We start from the raw sequence: 16,376 nt of genomic DNA, 5'->3' as shown, positions 1-16,376 counted from the left end.
GCTCCCCGAACACCTCGAGTATCAGCCTGGAGTCACCGCCAGTAAAGGCATTTTTACCGCAAGTAGCGAGCGAGGTGGTCGGCGAGGTCGCGGGCGTCGTCCTCGATGCCGTAGATGAAAGTTGATTTGCGTCGGCGCAGGACAGGCAGGCCGAGTGCGTACAGACCTGGGCTGTCGACCACGCCGCCGTCGTGGCGCAATCGGCCTTTCGTGTCGAGGACCGGTACGTCGAGCCAGCTGTAGTCGGGACGGAAACCTGTTGCCCAGATGACGGTCCGAATCTCGCCGCTGCTCAGGTCGAGCTGGAGCCGGGTCGAGGACGGAACCGCGGTTGGCTCGAAGCGTCCAGGCGAACCGGGCGTCTCACCGGCCCACTCGTCGAACGTGTCGAGCAGCCGGGACAGCTTGAGGTCGGCAAGCGACAACACGTTCCGCAGACCGCCGGAGAACAACGCCACCCCGTCGCGAACGGCCGCCAGCCGCCCCACCGGCTCCACGCCCAGCGTGGTCAGCGCGTTGAGGTCGAGCGTCGTACGCTCGGGTGATCCGATCAACTGCGGCGACGGCAACCGGCGCGCGCGCTCGAGGTCGTCGATCTCGTCGTACCGCTGATTCCAGATGCCCGAGGCAATCATCCACCACAGCACATCGCGGCCCCGGTACGTCCTCGGCATCCGGGCCTGCTCCCCCACCGAGATCACCACCGGGCGGCCGGAGCGCCGCAGCTCGGCGGCCAGCTGGACCCCGGTGGACGACGCGCCGACGACAAGTACACCGCCGTCCGCGAGCTGGTCGGGCTCGCGGTAATCGAACGGCGTCAGTTGCTGCACGGTTTCGGGCACCGCGGCCGCGAGCTCCGGTACGACCGGCTGGTTGAACGCACCGCTGGCGATCACCACCGCGCGACAACTGATCTCGCCGTCGCTGGTCAGTACGCGATAGCCGGTGTCAGTACGTCGTACCGAAAGCACTTCGATACCTGTCCGCACCGGCGCGGCCGAGAGTTTCGCGAAGCGCTCGATGAACTCGGTCACCTCGGCCATCGTCAGGTACCCGTCCGGCTCCGGGCCATCGTAGTGATGGCCCGGCAGCCGGGTCAGCCAGTTCGGCGTCAGCAAGCGCAGCGACGGCCGCCGTTCGCACCGCCACGAGTTCGCGACTTCGCCACGCTCGAGCACGAGATGGTCGATGGATCGGCGGGTCAGGAAGTGACTCGCCGCCAGACCCGCGTGGCCGGCGCCGATGACGACGGCCGAGGTGTGTTCGATGGCCGGTCCTCAGGCGACTTCGACGGTCACGCTGGTCGGATTGGTGAGCGCGTCGAACACCGCGGAGCGCTTCTGCGACTGGGCGACGAGCGCCTCGATCTCCGCCTTGGACGCGTCCGCGTCGATGCTGAACGTCACCTTCACGTCGTTGAAGCCGTTGCGTACGTCGCTGTCGGCGCCGAGGATGCCGCGGATGTCGTGGTTGCCCTCGACCGTCGACTCCACCGAGCGCAGCTGGATGCCACGGTTCTGCGCGACCGACGCGACGCCGGCGGTCAGGCAGCTCGCCAGGCCGACCAGCAGGTACTCGATCGGGGTGATGCCGTTGTCGTCGGCCGCGAAGACCGCGGGGTGGTCGGCCTCGAACACCGACGCGGCCTGGTGGGTCTGCTCCGCGCCGAGCCCGAAGAACTTCTCGATCGTGGTCGTGCTGTGCACGCCCTTGCGCCAGGTGGACGATGCCCGCCAGACGAACCGTGCGGCCTCGGGCGAGGTCTTCAGCACCTCACGGGCGTCCAGCAGAGCCTGGACGTTGACGCCGTTGACAACCGTCGTAGTCATGCGTGCTGCCTTTCCTTAGGATTTCGACTTAGTCTATTGAATTAGTACACATTATGGCTACGATGACCACATGGTGGAGTCAGCCCCAGTGCTTGCGGCCGGCTCAGCTGGAACAGTCGAGACCCAGTACCTGGACCTGCCGGCACCCGTGCCGCTCGACTGCGGCAGCGCTTTGTACCCGGTCCGCGTCGCGTACGAGACGTACGGCGAACTGTCCCCGGCCCGCGACAACGTCATCCTGGTCTGCCATGCGCTCAGCGGCGACGCCCACGCGGCGGGTACCTCGAAGGCACCGACGGACAGCGCCCGCGACGGGTTCGGAGCCGCCGACAGCGACGGCACGGCCGGCCAGGGACTCGGCTGGTGGGACGGGATGATCGGGCCCGGCAAGGCGTTCGACACCGACCGGTTCTTCGTCGTGTCCACGAACCTGCTGGGCGGGTGCCGCGGCACGACCGGTCCGTCGTCGATCGATCCGGCCACCGGCGCGCCGTACGGACCAGACTTCCCGGTCGTCACCGTCGCTGACATGGTACGAACCGAGCGCGCGTTCCTGGACGCGCTCGGCATCGAGCGACTCGCCGCGGTGGCCGGGGGTTCGCTCGGCGGCATGCAAGCGCTCGAGTGGGCCGTCCGCTACCCCGACCAGGTCGACGCGGTCATCGCGATCGCCAGTACGCACGCGCTGCATCCACAGGGACTCGCCTGGAACGCGATCGCGCGCGAGGCGATCCGGCGCGATCCGGCCTGGCAAAGCGGTCGCTACTACGGCACCGGTCACGGACCCGACGCGGGCCTCGGCATCGCGCGGATGGTCGGCCACATCACATACCTGTCGGCGCCGGCGCTTGACCAGAAGTTCGCCCGCCGATTGCAGTACGCCGACGATATCCGGTACACCATCGACGAACCCGAGTTCGAGGTCGAGAACTATCTGCGCCATCAGGCGAACACGTTCGTCAAACGCTTCGACGCCAACACCTACCTCTACACGTCGCGGGCGTTGACGTACTTCGATCTCGCCCGCGGGCACGGATCACTTGAGCGCGCGCTGGCAGGGGTCGCGGCGCGGACCTTGCTGATCGCGTTCAGCTCCGACTGGCTGTATCCGCCACAGGCATCGCGCGAGCTCGCGCAGGCGCTGCGGTCGCTCGGCAAGGAGGTCGAGCTAGAGGTGATCGACGCGCCGTACGGACATGACTGCTTCCTGCTGGAGGAAGCCCGCCAAACGCCCATCATCCGCCGGTTCCTGGCTGACGAAAGGACCCCATGAGCGTAGAGGAAGCCCGCGCGTACGGCTTCGAAACCCGGCAGCTGCATGCCGGGCAGCGCCCCGACCCGAACACCGGCGCCCGCGCGGTACCGATCTTCCAGACCACCAGCTACGTGTTCGAGGATCCGGAGTCCGCGGCGGCGTACTTCAACCTGCAGGAGTACGGGAACACCTACTCGCGGATCATGAATCCGACCGTGGCCGTGTTCGAGGAACGGGTCGCGAACCTCGAAGGCGGCGCCGGAGCGGTCGCCTTCGCGAGCGGGATCGCCGCGCAGGCGGCCGCGCTGTTCACGCTACTGCGGCCCGGAGACCATGTGGTCGCGTCGACGGCCCTGTACGGGGGCACGGTCAACCAACTGAAGCATGTCCTCGGCAAGCTGAGCGTGGAACTGAGTTGGGTCGATCCCGATGACGCGGATGCCTGGCGGCACGCCGTACGCCCGAACACGAAGGCCTTCTTCGCCGAGACCATCGGCAACCCGGCCGGCAACGTACTCGACCTCGAGACCGTCGCGAACATCGCGCACGAACACGAGCTGCCGCTGATCGTCGACAACACGTTCGCGACGCCGTACCTGTGCCGCCCGATCGATTGGGGCGCCGACATCGTGATCCACTCGGCGACCAAGTTCCTCGGCGGACATGGCACCAGCATCGGCGGCGTCGTGGTCGAGGCCGGCACGTTCAACTGGTCGAACGGGCGCTTCCCGGTGATCGCGGAGCCGTCCCCGGCGTACCACGGACTGCAGTTCCACGAAACGTTCGGCACCTACGGGTACCTGATGAAGCTGCGCGCCGAAACGCTGCGCGACCTCGGGGGCGCGCTCTCACCGTTCAACGCGTTCCTGTTCCTGCAGGGCCTGGAAACGCTGTCGCTGCGGATGGAACGCCACGTCGCCAACGCGCTGGCGGTGGCCGGCTTCCTCCGATCCCACGAGCTCGCGTCGAACGTCAGCCATCCGGGTCTCGCGGACAGCCGGTACCGGCCGCTGGTCGACAAGTACCTGCCGCGCGGGGCCGGCGCCGTGTTCTCGTTCGACTGCGCCGGCGGGCGCGCCGGTGGTCAAGGCCTCATCTCCGGGCTGAACTTATGGTCCCATCTGGCGAACGTCGGCGACGCGAAGAGCCTGGTCATCCATCCCGCCAGCACCACCCATCGGCAGTTGAGCGACCACGAACTGGCCGCGGCCGGCGTCGGCCCGGGAACCGTCCGGCTGTCCGTCGGCACCGAGTCCGTCGACGACCTGATCTGGGACCTGGAGAACGGTTTCAAACATGTTGCCGCAGGCATCGACCGCGCGGAGGCCGGCGCATGACGGACCTCGGCGGGTACCAGGACCCGCTTGCCATCCAGCGTGTCCTGCACGGCGCCAGGACGATCGCGATCGTCGGCCTGTCGGCGAACGAACTCCGCGCCAGCCACTTCGTCGGTTACTACCTCAAACGGCACGGGTACGACGTGATCCCTGTCAACCCGCGCGAAACCGAGATCCTCGGCCGGCCGTCGTACCCGAGCCTGCTCGACGTACCCGTCCCGGTCGATGTCGTCAACGTCTTCCGCGCGCCCGGCGCCCTGCCCGAAATCGCTCGCGCCGCGGCAACCATCGGCGCCGGCGCGCTCTGGTGCCAATTCGGCGTCATCAACCTTGCGGGCGCCGAGATCGCGGAAACCGCCGGCCTCACCGTCGTCATGGACCGCTGCCTGAAGATCGAGCACGCCCGCTACACCGGCCGTATGCACTGGCTGGGCTTCAACACCCACCGCATCACCTCGACGCGCTCCGGTCTCCAGTAACCATCAGATGCGCGACCAGCAGCGGGAGCGCGAAGCCGACCATGATCGCGGGGAGCGCGACGCCCGCGTCGTTCAGCAGCATGCCGATCAGGCCGCACGCCGAGACGGCGAGCAGGGTTGGCCGGACCATCGGAAGCTCGTTGTAGAAGCGCCGGTACGTCGCGAACGGTACGCGGCCCGGCAGCACCGTGGCGCCGATCCACAGCACCACCCCGGCCAGCATCGCCCAACCGGACAGGCCGGTGAACGGCTGCGCCGCCGCCTCCAACTTGCGGATCAGTACCTCACTCGCATCACCGTCCAGCAACTTGGCCACGAACGTACCGAAATGACTGCGTGAGTCGACGGGACGCGAATAGTCGACGAAGGCAAGGGCAGCCACGGCCAGCAAGCCGGCCAGGCCCTCGCCGATCAGCGCGCGCAATGACACACTGCTGCGCCAGGTCAACCACGCCATCAGCAGTACGGCGGGAGTCAGCGCGATGATGCCGCCGAAGTCCGTACCCCATCCCGGCCAGCCATCGACAACGATCGCGGCGCCACCGATGACGAGTACCGCGATCGCAGCCTGCGCTCTGCTGCTGCCGATCAGCCGCTGGGCAACCGCGCCGGCGGTGACGAGCGCGGCGACCGCAAGCGTCGCGAAGGTGGAGTTTCCGAAACCGTAGAACCGCCCACCCGTGATCGGCCCGTCGGTGAACATGCTCCCGAACTGCAGCGGCGTTCCGAGTACACCGTCAGCCAAGAGGATCAAGTACGCCGCCGATGCGATGCCGAGGAACGCGTCGCGTTTCAGCACGGCTTGAGCGAGTCCGGCCAAGATCGCGCTACCGCCCAGAACCACGCAGTACAAGGCGAAACCCGGCGCCGGCCAGCGCCACCAGAATGTCAGCGTGGACAGGAAGACGGCGACGAAGAACGCGCACTGCGTGAGCAGGGTGAAGACGAGGGTACGCCGGGATCGCGGAGTGCACTTCAGCCAGAACCATGCCAGGGCGAGCAGTTCCGCGGCCAGGATCGTCATCGCGACCGCAATCAGCCTGGGCCGTTGCTGCTCGAACCGCTGGTTGAAGTCCAGCCGGTCCTCGATCACCGCGCGCGCGTCGGCGGGCCGCTCGCCGGCCGCGCGGATCGGACTCCCATCCAGCGGCCCGGTGTCGTCCACGCCGGCCAGATCGCTGGTCCCGGGGGTACGCTCCCGGACAATGGTCGCGGTCACATCACTAAGCTGAATCAGCCCCGGCCGACGCGTACTAGCACTGGTCAGCCACCCACGACCACCCTCCGGCACGAGCTGCTTGGCGACTGTCCCTGGCACGAACTGCTTGGCGACTGTCTCCGGCGCGAGCTGCATCACGACCTGCAGCTCTCGGCGGGCGTCCGCCGATTGCTGACCGACACCGACGAGCAGTACACGACCGCCGGATGACCTGACCTGTGCGACGAGCCCCGCGATCCGCCGGCCGGCGTCATCGCCCTTTGTTAGAGCACCGCCGTCGACAATCGCGGCACCACAACGACTGCTCGCCAGCCTGGCCGCGTCGAACTCAGGCTGCCAGTCCACCACCGAGCCATCCGCCCTCGCCAGCGCCACCGCGGCACCCGCCCCGAACCCACAGATCGCCTGCCCACCCCGACCGACCCGAGCGGTCTGCCCGCCCTGGCTGATTTGGCCGAGGCGGCCGAGTGGGGCGGCGGTGTGGTGCTCGGCCTGGCGGTCTACGTACGTCCGCCAGCCCGCGACCCTGCCATCAATCACCGCCGGCAGCTCACCACAACCCTGCCCCGGAACACTCCCCCACGAACGCGCACCGGCACCGATCGTCAACCAGCCATCGATCGGACAAGTGGTAGGACCAGCCGTCTTGACCGTGATCGACCCGACCTGCGCCTCATCCACCAGCGCGGTCAACTCCGGCGAAGCCTTCACCACGTCCCACGTCAGCCCTGGTACGCCGATCACCACGACCTTCGCCACCGGCGCGGCAGGCACTGCCCGCGCTTCCGCCGGAGTACTGACCGCCGCGACTCCACCCACGGCCGCCACCACCGCGGCGACGCGGAACAACCTGCGGCGAACAGCTACCGGAACACGAATGAGGACCATAGATACCCAGTATGCATACCGCGTATGCACCCAGCAACTTTCGCTGACCTGAATGAATCTCAGCGCAGCCGCCCCTTGACAGTCCGTGTCCAACTGCGGTTTCGTACCACTCCTCAGCGTGAAATTAACAGGATTATCTGGGAGGCATAGCCGGATGAAGCGTTACCGTGTATTGGCTGCCGCGGGGCTGATCGCGCTCTCGACGACCGTGACGGCCTGCGGTTCGGGGGCCGGCGCGAGCGGTGGCGGTTCGGACGCGAAGATCGCGTTCCTGATGCCGGACATCGCCTCCACCCGGTACGAGCTGTTCGACGCGCCGCTGTTCACCGCGAAGATGAAGGAGCTGTGCTCCGGCTGCGAGGTGCTGTACCAGAACGCGGCGGCCGATCCCGCCAAGCAGCAGCAACAGGCGAACTCGATGCTCGCGCAGGGCGTGAAGGCGATCGTGATCGATCCGGTCGACTCCGCCGCGGCTGCCTCGATCGTGCAGGCGGCGCAGGGCCAGGGCGTCCCGGTGATCGCGTACGACCGGCCGATCCCGGACAAGAAGGCCGACTACTACGTCTCGTTCGACAACGAGAAGATCGGCAAGCTGATCGCCCAGTCGCTGGTCGACCAGCTGAAGGCGACCAAGGCAACCGGCGGCATCCTGCAGGTCAACGGCTCCCCCACCGACGCCGCGGCAGGCCTGATCAAGAAGGGGATCCACAGCGCGGTCGACCCGAGCGGGCTGAAGCTGCTGGCCGAGTTCGACACCCCGGGCTGGGCGCCACCCAAGGCGCAGGAATGGGTCAGCGGCCAGATCACCCGGTTCCCGAACCAGATCGCCGGCGTGGTCGCGGCCAACGACGGCACCGGCGGCGCGACGATCGCCGCGTTCAAGGCGGCCGGCGCCAAGCTCCCGCCGGTGACCGGCAACGACGCCGAGCTGGCAGCCCTCCAGCGGGTCATCTCCGGCGACCAGTACAACACCATCTCCAAGCCGATCAAGATCGTCGCCGACGCCGCCGCGACCATCGCCCACGAGTTTGCCAAAGGCAACAAGCCGGCCGGCAAGACGACGCTGTTCGACACGCCCTCGGAGCTCTTCACACCGACCGTCGTGACCCGCGACAACATCGCGAAGGTACTGCGGGAGCCAGGTTTCGCGGTCAAGATCAGCGATGTCTGTACGGCTGAGTACAAGGCGGCGTGTACGCAGTTGGGCCTGAACTCATGACGACACTCCAGCTCCGCGGCATCCGCAAGAACTTCGGTGCCGTGGCGGCACTGACCGACGTCGACCTGACCGTGGACGCCGGCCAGGTGGTCGCGGTCGTCGGCGACAACGGGGCCGGGAAGTCCACGCTGGTGAAGGTACTGTCCGGGGTCCACGCTCCGGACGCCGGCGCGATCGTCTTCGAGGGCCGCGAGGTGTCGATTCCGGGCCCGGCGGCAGCGCACAAGCTCGGCATCGCGACCGTGTTCCAGGACCTCGCGCTCTGCGAGAACCTCAACGTGATCGAGAACCTCTTCCTCGGCCAGGAGCTCGGCCCGTTCCGGCTCGACGACGTCGCGATGGAGGTCCGGTCCTGGGAGCTGCTTCGGCAGCTGTCCGCGAAGATCCCGGCCGTCCGGCTGCCGGTCGCGGCCCTCTCCGGCGGTCAGCGCCAGACGGTCGCGATCGCGCGAAGTCTGCTGGGCGATCCGAAGATCATCATCCTGGACGAGCCGACCGCGGCCCTCGGCGTCGCGCAGACCGCCGAGGTGCTGAACCTGATCGACCGGCTCCGCCAGAACGGCCACGGCGTGATCATGATCAGCCACAACATGGCCGACGTACGGGCGGTCGCCGATCAGGTCGTGGTCCTGCGGCTCGGCCGGAACAACGGCGTTTTCGATGCGCGCGGTACGTCGTCGGAGCAACTCGTCGCCGCGATCACCGGTGCCGACGTGACCCATCGCGCCGGCCCCGTACCGACTGAAGGAGCAAGGCAGTGACCGCCACCGACCTCACCGACGAGCGCCTCCGCCCCACGTCCGGCGCACGCGGTGCCGCCACCGCCCTCCTGGACCGGGTGCGCGCCGGTGAGCTCGGAATGGTGCCGGTCATGGCCGGGTTGCTGGTGATCTGCGTGGTCCTGCAGATCCTGAACCCGATCTTCCTGTCCAGCACCAATCTGGTCAACCTGCTGATGGAGTGCGTGCCGGTCGGGATCATTGCCCTCGGCATCGTGTGCGTACTGCTCGTCGGACAGATCGACTTGTCGGTCGGCTCCATCAGCGGCCTGTGCGCGGCGATCACCGCGATCCTTTTCGTCAAAGAGGGTTGGCCTGCTTGGCTGGCAGTGCTTGTCTCGCTCGCCGCCGGCGCCGCGATCGGCCTGCTGTACGGGCAGATCTTCAACCGGATCGGCATCCCCACCTTCGTGATTACGTTGGCCGGGCTGCTGTCCTTCCTCGGGTTACAGCTGAAAACGCTCGGAGCGATCGGTTCGATCAACCTGCCGTTCGACTCCGGGCTGGTCGAGTTCGCACAGCTGCGGTTCGTACCCGCCTGGTTGTCGTACGTCTTCGTGCTGCTTGCCGCGGGAGCGCTCTTCGTTGCCGGATTCCGGCACGCGGTCAAGCGCCGCGCCGCGAACCTGTCGGCCAGGTCGCTTCGCTTCCTGCTGGTGCGAAGCTGCGTACTCGCGGCCGGCCTGGGCTTCGCCGCCTGGTACCTGAATCGCACCCGCGGGATCGGCTGGATGTTCGTTCTGTTCGTGGCGCTCGCGCTGGCGCTGCACTACGCCCTGACCTCGACCAAGTGGGGCAAGGCCATGTACGCGGTCGGCGGCAACGTCGAGGCGGCGCGCCGGGCCGGCATCAACGTACGCCTCATCTATGTCTCGGCGTTCACGATCTGCACCACGCTCGCCGCCTTCGGCGGGATTCTCGGCGCGGCCCGGCTCGCGGCGGCCAACCAGGCCAGCGGCGGCGGAGACGTCAACCTGAACGCGATCGCGGCCGCGGTGATCGGCGGCACGTCCTTGTTCGGTGGGCGGGGCACCGCGTTCGCCGCCGTCCTCGGAATGCTTGTCATCCAGGCGATCTCGAGCGGTCTGACCCTACTGAGCCTGGATTCGTCCTACCGCTTCCTCGTCACCGGCGTCGTGCTCCTGCTGGCGGTCGGCGTCGACTCACTGGCCCGCCGAACCCGCGCCAGCCACGGCCGCGGCTGACAACGCGCGCCGCGACCGACCGTCGGCCTCGATCGACCGGCTCCACGGATGTGCCCCTGCCGACGCATCGGCAGGGGCACGCCTTTGGGCTGCCGCGGTCAGCTCGCGTCGACGAACTTCACGCAGCTGAACGGAACGTACCCGCTCTTCGTGCCGTACTTGATCTGGGTCCAGGTGTTGCCGCTCGACCCGCAGGCAGTGACGTCGCCACCCGCGTAGTTGGCCGAGCAGCTCGCCTGGGCCCCCTTCGGAAAAGTGCCGAGGCTGTCAGAACTCGCGCTGGCCGTCTTGCGGATGTTCAGCTTCGCCTCCGCGATGACGAAACGCTTGGAGCACCCGGCCTGCGCGGTCACGGGGGCAGCCGTCGCCGGCACGACGAGCGCCGCCTGGCTACCGGCCAGAGCCGCGGTCAGTACCGCACCAACCAGAATCCGGTTCTTCACTCTCTGCTCTTCCTTTCGTCAAGAAATAACGACAGATGGCAGTGTAACCGCACAAAAATTACCGTTTCATCACAGAAAAGCAGCCCAGCCGGTATCAGGTGCGAACGACTGTCCACAGTCCGGCCCACTGTGACGCGGTCAGGTCACGCGGCAGGCTGTCGCGGTCGATCCCGGTACGGCGCGACGCCTGTCCGGTTTCCTGAGCGCCGAGTCGGGTCGCGTTCTGTACGATCCGCGCGAACGTATTCCCACGTCCACCGAAGATCGCTCGTACGACTTCCCATTGAGTGATCAGGATCGCTTCGTTCCAAGCGGTTCCGCTCAGGAGGCGTCGCAGGATCGGTGTGATCAGATTGAACGACAGGTTCCCGACGATCACCGACGAGTCCAGCGGATGCCGGAGCGCGTCGGCGTGTTCAACGCGTACGCCGGGGAGCGATCGCCGAAGCCGAGTGATGCGGTGTTCGTCGAGGTGGTGAGGAAGTTCTGGCCGAGCTCGTGTCGGCCACCGTGCAGAGAACGGGGCAAGGTGCGCTCCATGAGCAGAAAGTGGAGCGCCTCGAAGGCAAGGGCAACCCAGGAGAGTTGCGTACCGATCGCCGGTCCGAGGCGCATGAACTCTCGGAAGACGGCGCGCGCCGCGACGAACACAAAGTCCGGCACCGCGAAGCATGAAAGCGAACGCGCCGTCAGGCGCGGCGACCACGCATCGTGTAGTTGCGCGCCAGTCGGCACGCGGTTGTCGAACTACTCATGCCACCCACCCCTATCCGCCCGGCCCACTCCCCCACCAATTCACGTCGCATCCGCACCACTTCCATCTGCGATCAGATCGCATGTAGTCTCTGCTCCGATGAGCGCCGAACCTGCCCGGGAACCCGCCGGCCGAACCACCGGGCCGGGCCTGGCCAACCATTCCAGCCATCATCGGACTCAGGGATGACGGACCTGGGGCCGATGTGCTTTGGGGCGGGAGCGCGTTGGGTTGGGGCATGCTTTCGATACATGAGCTCAGCAAGCGGCGCGGGTCGCGGGAGATATTGTCCGGCATCAGCTTCGAAGCGCGGCCGGGGCGGGTGACGGCGTTCCTCGGGCCGAACGGCGCCGGGAAGACCTCGACGCTGCGCATTCTGCTCGGACTGGATTCGGCCACCTCTGGTACGGCGCTCGTCGACGGCGTCCCGTTCGGCCGGCTGAAAGACCCACTGACGAAGGTCGGCGCGCTCCTCGACGGTTCCGGAGCGCATCGGTCCCGGACCGCTCGCGGGCACCTGCGCTGGCTCGCCGCCGCCGGTGGCCTCCCGCCGGCCCGGGTCGCGGAGGTACTCGAAGTCGTCGGTCTCACCAACGATGCCCGCCGCCGCGTACGGGGCTACTCGCTCGGCATGGGCCGCCGGCTCGGCCTCGCCGCCGCGCTGCTCGGCGACCCGGAGATCCTGATCCTCGACGAGCCGGTGAACGGCCTCGACCCCGAGGGCATCCGCTGGATGCGGACCTTCCTCCGCGATCGGGCCGCTACCGGCCGGACCGTTCTGCTGTCGAGCCACTTCCTCGGCGAGGTCGCCGAAACCGTCGACGACGTCGTGGTCATCCACCACGGCCGAATAGTTGCCCAGGGCACCTTGCCGGAGGTGGTCGGCGAGCACGGCTCGGTCGAGAACGCGTACTTCGCCCTCACCGGCGCACCGCAAGGAGGCCCGCGATGAAACTGATCCGCGCCGAACTGCTCAAGCTCGCGACGCTCCCGGCGTCCTGGCTCGCGACCGCGCTCGCCGTGATCCTGCCCGCCGGAGTGGCCGCCCTCAACTCCCGCGGCGACGTGTCCCGGGGCGTGGACGCCGGGTTCCAGTCCCTGGCCGTCGGTGTCATCGGGGCGATCGTGCTCGGGGTGGCGGCGGTCAGCAGCGAGTACCTCGCCGAAGGCGCCGAGTCCGGTGGCGGGCGGCAAGTCACGACCAGCCTGACCGCGGCGGCGTCGCGGTCACGGTTCCTGCTGGCGAAGGCCGCGGCGTTGTCGATGACGGTCGCATTGCTCGCGCTCGTCAGCTCGGCCATCACACTGACTACGACCTCGCTCACCGGAACCGCCATCGGTACTGCGGAGCTGCCGCGAGTCGTCGGCGTCACGGCGTACTGGATCCTCACTGCTCTGCTCACGGGAGCCATCACCCTCGTCACCCGCAGCGGGATCATCCCGCTGACGTTCTTCATCGTGAACATGTCTGTCGTCTCGGTGAGCTTCCTGCTGACCAAGGTGACACGCTTGGCGAACTACCTGCCGGACCTGGCCGGGATGCGGATGTTCCTCCGCGACCTCCGTGGTTCCGCCGAGATCGCCCCGGTGACCGGCGGCCTGGTGATGGGGCTGTGGGTCGTACTGGTCGCCGCGATCGGCGTCACCGTGTTCACCCGGCGTGACGCATGACACCACGCGCCACGCCGTCGATCGACGCGCTCCGGGCCGAGCTGTTGAAGCTCAGTACCCTCCCGGCGATCGGCTACACCGTCGTCGGGACCTGGGCGCTCACTGCGCTGCTCACCGTCGCTTTCGTCAACGCCGGCCAGGACGGTGCCGACGCGCTGTCCGGCGCGGTGCCGGCCGGGTTCGTCGTACTCGGCCTGCTGCCGATCACCTCTGAGTACCAGGGCGGACAGATCCGTACGACGCTGCTCGCCGTACCTCGACGGATCACCACGTACGGCGCGAAACTCGTCGCGCTCTTGCTCGTCACGCTCCCCGTCGCCGGTACCACCGTCGCCATCACCGCCCTCATCGACGGCCCCGCCGACCTCCGCGCGATCGGCTACTTGACCGCCACCACAATCATCGCCCACGCAACCGGCACCCTACTCCGAAAAACAGTCCCGGCCCTGGTCAGCCTCCTCACCTACTACTTCATCCTCGGCCCCCTACTACAAGCCCACACATCACTCACCACCTACCTCCCAGACAGCACCAACTGGCTGACCCTCTCCACCTGGGCAGCAGGCCTAACCACCCTCGCAATCCGCACCTTCCACTCCAGAGACGCCTGACAGGCACTTCCGGCGCGATCCGCTGGCCGCGCCGGTTATTCGGCGTTGGGTCTTGGTGGGGTGTACGTGAGGGTGTGCGTGCCGCTCGTGAGGATCTGGGTTGCTGCGTTGGGGTGGGGAATGTCGGCGGTTGTGCCGGGTGGGACCTGGACCTTTAGTTTCAAAGTGTTGCCTTGGCGTTCCCAGTGGGTGGCTATGGTTCCGTAGGGGCTTTCATGTTGTGCCTCGGCCCAGTTGAGTCCGCTGCCTGGGTGTGGGGCGACGCGGAAGCGGCGCCAGCCGGGTTCGAGGAGTTGGAGGCCGGCGACGTACTGGTGCAGGAAGCTGATCACCGCGCCTTTGCTGTAGTGGTTGAGGGACGCGTGCGGGGTGCCGTCCGCGCGAATACCGTCCCACTCCTCCCAGATGGTGGTGGCGCCACGGTCGACCATGACCAGCCACGACGGCTCGCGGTGCTGGAGAAGCAGTTCGTACGCGACGTCGACGTACCCGTGCTCGGCGAGTACGGGAAGCAGCTGTGCGGTGGCGAGGAAACCGGTGCCGACGCGGTACCCGCCCGCGCGCACCAGCTCGGCGAGTCGGCCCGCGGCGGCGGCGCGCAACGGCGCTGGGATCAACCCGAAGGCGAGCGCCCGTACATAGGTCGCCTGGGTGCCGGGGGTCACCTGGCCGTCGCCGGTCAGGAACTCACGCTGCCACGCCGTCGCGACGTCGGCAGCGAGCCGGGCGTACCGCGCCGCGTCGAGGTCGCGGCCCAGGATCCTCGCGGCCTGCGCCAGTTGGTGGGCGGAACGGTGCAGATAGGCGGTTGCCACCGGACCGTGATCCGCGCTGAAGGCGGCCTTGATCGCTGCCGGAACGTCCTGGCCCGGCTCGAGCCATTCGCCGAAGTGCCAGCCGGTGTCCCAAACCAACCGTTCATGGGCCGCGGGCTCGGCGCGGCGTTCCACCCTCGCTGGATGCCGCTCCCCCGCGGCCGTCGCGGCGGCGTAGTCGACCCACGCGCGCATCGACTGCCACTGGTCGGCGAGTACGCGCTCATCGCCGGTCGCTCGGTAGATCTGCCACGGCACGTGCACGGCGGCGTCGCCCCATCCGGCCGACCCCTCCAGGTCGGGCCAATAGGTGGGTGCCCGGGCGTCACCGGGATGCGACTCGGGCACCAGATTGGTGACCCTCCCGTCGGGTCGTTGCTCGGCCGCGAGGTCCCGCAGCCACTTCACGGAGAAGCCACCGACGTCGTACAGGAACGCGGCTGTCTCGACGTAGATCTGCCAGTCCCCGGTCCAGCCCGCCCGCTCCCGGGTCGGGCAGTCGGTGGGAATGTCGCAGGCGTTGTCGCGGAAGCTCCACACGGCGATCCGATGGATGGCCTCGAGCCGGGGATCCGAGCACGCGAACGACCCGCGACGCTCGAGGTCGGTGTGTACGACCACAGCGGTCACGTCGTCAGCCGTGAGTGTCCCTTCGTAGCCCTCCACCCGCACGTACTGGAAGCCCTTCGTACTGTGTCTGGGCTCGAAGACGTCATCATCGTTGCCGGCGGCCACGACCCGGTCGACCTGGAACGGGACCGACCGGTCGACCTCGGTGGAGGCCGGCCACGCCACGTGGTCCTGGGTGACATCCCCGTCCCGATCGAGCCATTCGCCGTAGGTGAGCGTGATCTCGGTTCCGGTGCTGCCGAGCCCGCGCAACCGCACCCAGCCGTTGATGTTCTGGCCGACGTCGACCAGCCACCGCCCGGACGACAGTTCCCGGACCGACACCGGACGCAGTTCCTCGATCCGGCGCACGGGCGGTGCCGGGGACGGGCACAGGCGGTCATATCCATGGTGCTGCGGTACGACGGGTTGCCAGTCACGCCAGCCACTCCACGAAACACGCCGCCGCAAATCGTGCACCTCGCCCGCGATCAGGTCGGCGCCCAGTACGTGACTGGGAATCGATCGCCATCCCTCATCGGTCCCGGTGACGACCTGCGAACCGTCCGCGAAAGTCACGACGAGCTGTGCAAGGAAGGCAGTGCTGGTGCCGTAGTCGTCGACTCTGCGGGCAACGCTGTTCTGGCCGCGCCACCACCCATCCGACAACAACGCCCCGAGCATGTTCACACCCGGTACGAGCAGGTCGGTGACGTCGAAGGTCTGAACCTGCAGCCGGCTGTTGTACGCGGTCCACCCCGGCGTCAGCTCGTGATCGCCGACTCGGCGCCCGTTGACGAAGGCCTCGTACACACCGTGGGCCGTCGCGTACAAGCGCGCCCGCACGACCTCTCCGGTGATCGAGACGGCGCCGCCGAGCTGGAAGGCCGGTCGTTGCCTGGCCGGAAGGCCCACGACCTCGACCGGACCGATCCACTCGGCCCTCCAGTCGGCAGTAAGCAGCCCGACCTCCCACGTACTGGGCGCGGACCACTCACTCTCACCCAGATCGGTCCAGGTCTTCACCTTCCAGGTCACCGCAAGACCGGACGCCGGAACCATTGCCACAGGCAACCAGGTCGACTGTTCCGACTCGACTCTGCCCGAGTCCCAACCGTTGGCCACGATCCGGTAGGCGTGCTGGGCCGCGGCCCCCGGCGGCAACTTCCAGGACACCCGAGGTGTCTCCGGACCGATCCCAAGCGGGGTGGTGAGGTGGTCGACGCGCAGGGCGTACGGGCGATTCGGGGCGTTCAAAGTACT

16 protein-coding genes are annotated in these 16,376 nt (G+C 67.8%); 9 read left to right on the top strand and 7 right to left on the bottom strand.

Annotation, left to right across the window (positions count from 1 at the left end; translation table 11 throughout):
- Window positions 1-53: 53 nt before the first annotated feature.
- Both HDA44_RS03520 and HDA44_RS03515 read right to left on the bottom strand, forming a co-directional pair.
- On the bottom strand, window positions 54-1,244 hold the full coding sequence (locus HDA44_RS03520) for a flavin-containing monooxygenase (RefSeq protein ID WP_337906813.1): 1,191 nt from the start codon (window positions 1,242-1,244) through the stop codon (window positions 54-56).
- 33 nt (window positions 1,245-1,277) lie between these two features.
- Window positions 1,278-1,829 (bottom strand): OsmC family protein, encoded by a 552-nt coding sequence (locus tag HDA44_RS03515; protein WP_184831271.1) that lies wholly within the window; start codon window positions 1,827-1,829, stop codon window positions 1,278-1,280.
- Between the two features lie 70 nt (window positions 1,830-1,899).
- On the opposite strand from HDA44_RS03515, the gene metX reads away from it, so the two are divergent.
- From metX to HDA44_RS03500, 3 genes are read left to right on the top strand one after another with little or no spacing between them, the layout of a single operon-like run.
- Window positions 1,900-3,102: a homoserine O-acetyltransferase MetX gene (metX, locus tag HDA44_RS03510; protein WP_184831269.1), complete on the top strand. Its 1,203-nt coding sequence runs from the start codon at window positions 1,900-1,902 to the stop codon at window positions 3,100-3,102.
- Window positions 3,099-4,421 (top strand): O-acetylhomoserine aminocarboxypropyltransferase/cysteine synthase family protein, encoded by a 1,323-nt coding sequence (locus HDA44_RS03505; RefSeq protein WP_184831268.1) that lies wholly within the window; start codon window positions 3,099-3,101, stop codon window positions 4,419-4,421. The genes metX and HDA44_RS03505 overlap by 4 nt, the downstream gene beginning before the upstream one ends.
- The gene (locus tag HDA44_RS03500) at window positions 4,418-4,900 is read left to right on the top strand and encodes a CoA-binding protein (RefSeq protein ID WP_184831266.1); all 483 of its coding nucleotides are present in this window, start codon (window positions 4,418-4,420) and stop codon (window positions 4,898-4,900) included. The genes HDA44_RS03505 and HDA44_RS03500 overlap by 4 nt, the downstream gene beginning before the upstream one ends.
- Here HDA44_RS03500 and HDA44_RS03495 read toward each other — a convergent pair.
- A complete protein-coding gene (locus HDA44_RS03495) occupies window positions 4,872-7,007 on the bottom strand; it encodes a hypothetical protein (protein WP_184831264.1) in 2,136 nt (711 codons plus the stop codon). The two genes, HDA44_RS03500 and HDA44_RS03495, sit on opposite strands and share 29 nt — an antisense overlap.
- A 154-nt stretch (window positions 7,008-7,161) precedes the next feature.
- Between HDA44_RS03495 and HDA44_RS03490 the strand changes: the two genes are divergently transcribed.
- From HDA44_RS03490 to HDA44_RS03480, 3 genes are read left to right on the top strand one after another with little or no spacing between them, the layout of a single operon-like run.
- The gene (locus HDA44_RS03490) at window positions 7,162-8,226 is read left to right on the top strand and encodes an ABC transporter substrate-binding protein (RefSeq protein ID WP_184831262.1); all 1,065 of its coding nucleotides are present in this window, start codon (window positions 7,162-7,164) and stop codon (window positions 8,224-8,226) included.
- On the top strand, window positions 8,223-8,987 hold the full coding sequence (locus tag HDA44_RS03485; RefSeq protein WP_184831260.1) for an ATP-binding cassette domain-containing protein: 765 nt from the start codon (window positions 8,223-8,225) through the stop codon (window positions 8,985-8,987). Before HDA44_RS03490 ends, HDA44_RS03485 begins: the two co-directional genes overlap by 4 nt.
- On the top strand, window positions 8,984-10,210 hold the full coding sequence (locus HDA44_RS03480; RefSeq protein ID WP_337905612.1) for a sugar ABC transporter permease: 1,227 nt from the start codon (window positions 8,984-8,986) through the stop codon (window positions 10,208-10,210). The genes HDA44_RS03485 and HDA44_RS03480 overlap by 4 nt, the downstream gene beginning before the upstream one ends.
- A 98-nt stretch (window positions 10,211-10,308) precedes the next feature.
- Here HDA44_RS03480 and HDA44_RS03475 read toward each other — a convergent pair whose 3' ends face one another.
- From HDA44_RS03475 to HDA44_RS36610, 3 genes are all read right to left on the bottom strand, one after another.
- Window positions 10,309-10,653 carry an SH3 domain-containing protein gene (locus HDA44_RS03475; RefSeq protein WP_184831258.1) on the bottom strand — a complete coding sequence of 115 codons (345 nt, stop codon included), beginning with the start codon at window positions 10,651-10,653 and terminating at the stop codon, window positions 10,309-10,311.
- Between the two features lie 94 nt (window positions 10,654-10,747).
- The gene (locus tag HDA44_RS03470; protein WP_202887138.1) at window positions 10,748-11,032 is read right to left on the bottom strand and encodes a class I SAM-dependent methyltransferase; all 285 of its coding nucleotides are present in this window, start codon (window positions 11,030-11,032) and stop codon (window positions 10,748-10,750) included.
- The gene (locus HDA44_RS36610) at window positions 11,029-11,316 is read right to left on the bottom strand and encodes a hypothetical protein (protein WP_202887136.1); all 288 of its coding nucleotides are present in this window, start codon (window positions 11,314-11,316) and stop codon (window positions 11,029-11,031) included. The genes HDA44_RS03470 and HDA44_RS36610 overlap by 4 nt, the downstream gene beginning before the upstream one ends.
- A gap of 329 nt (window positions 11,317-11,645) precedes the next feature.
- Here HDA44_RS36610 and HDA44_RS03465 point away from each other — a divergent pair, with 329 nt between their 5' ends.
- The 3 genes from HDA44_RS03465 to HDA44_RS03455 are packed head-to-tail and all read left to right on the top strand — an operon-like array spanning window position 11,646 to window position 13,689.
- Complete coding sequence (locus HDA44_RS03465) at window positions 11,646-12,359, top strand: ABC transporter ATP-binding protein (protein WP_184831256.1); 714 nt, start codon at window positions 11,646-11,648, stop codon at window positions 12,357-12,359.
- Window positions 12,356-13,078, top strand: coding sequence for an ABC transporter permease (locus HDA44_RS03460; protein ID WP_184831254.1), 723 nt, complete (start codon window positions 12,356-12,358; stop codon window positions 13,076-13,078). The genes HDA44_RS03465 and HDA44_RS03460 overlap by 4 nt, the downstream gene beginning before the upstream one ends.
- Window positions 13,075-13,689 carry a hypothetical protein gene (locus tag HDA44_RS03455; RefSeq protein WP_184831252.1) on the top strand — a complete coding sequence of 205 codons (615 nt, stop codon included), beginning with the start codon at window positions 13,075-13,077 and terminating at the stop codon, window positions 13,687-13,689. Before HDA44_RS03460 ends, HDA44_RS03455 begins: the two co-directional genes overlap by 4 nt.
- A gap of 35 nt (window positions 13,690-13,724) precedes the next feature.
- Here HDA44_RS03455 and HDA44_RS03450 read toward each other — a convergent pair whose 3' ends face one another.
- On the bottom strand, window positions 13,725-16,370 hold the full coding sequence (locus HDA44_RS03450; protein WP_202887134.1) for an alpha-L-rhamnosidase: 2,646 nt from the start codon (window positions 16,368-16,370) through the stop codon (window positions 13,725-13,727).
- Window positions 16,371-16,376: the final 6 nt, after the last annotated feature.

Source organism: Kribbella solani (genome assembly GCF_014205295.1).
GTDB lineage: Bacteria > Actinomycetota > Actinomycetes > Propionibacteriales > Kribbellaceae > Kribbella > Kribbella solani.
Note: the sequence above shows the minus strand (reverse complement) of the source record. Positions and strands in the feature narration are given on the sequence as shown.

What these genes read in the sequence shown, in the direction of transcription:
- HDA44_RS03515 (WP_184831271.1), bottom strand. Translation starts at nt 1,829, where the DNA reads ATGACTACGACGGTTGTCAACGGCGTCAACGTCCAGGCTCTGCTGGAC.
- metX (WP_184831269.1), top strand. Translation starts at nt 1,900, where the DNA reads ATGGTGGAGTCAGCCCCAGTGCTTGCGGCCGGCTCAGCTGGAACAGTC.
- HDA44_RS03505 (WP_184831268.1), top strand. Translation starts at nt 3,099, where the DNA reads ATGAGCGTAGAGGAAGCCCGCGCGTACGGCTTCGAAACCCGGCAGCTG.
- HDA44_RS03500 (WP_184831266.1), top strand. Translation starts at nt 4,418, where the DNA reads ATGACGGACCTCGGCGGGTACCAGGACCCGCTTGCCATCCAGCGTGTC.
- HDA44_RS03495 (WP_184831264.1), bottom strand. Translation starts at nt 7,007, where the DNA reads ATGGTCCTCATTCGTGTTCCGGTAGCTGTTCGCCGCAGGTTGTTCCGC.
- HDA44_RS03490 (WP_184831262.1), top strand. Translation starts at nt 7,162, where the DNA reads ATGAAGCGTTACCGTGTATTGGCTGCCGCGGGGCTGATCGCGCTCTCG.
- HDA44_RS03485 (WP_184831260.1), top strand. Translation starts at nt 8,223, where the DNA reads ATGACGACACTCCAGCTCCGCGGCATCCGCAAGAACTTCGGTGCCGTG.
- HDA44_RS03465 (WP_184831256.1), top strand. Translation starts at nt 11,646, where the DNA reads ATGCTTTCGATACATGAGCTCAGCAAGCGGCGCGGGTCGCGGGAGATA.
- HDA44_RS03460 (WP_184831254.1), top strand. Translation starts at nt 12,356, where the DNA reads ATGAAACTGATCCGCGCCGAACTGCTCAAGCTCGCGACGCTCCCGGCG.
- HDA44_RS03455 (WP_184831252.1), top strand. Translation starts at nt 13,075, where the DNA reads ATGACACCACGCGCCACGCCGTCGATCGACGCGCTCCGGGCCGAGCTG.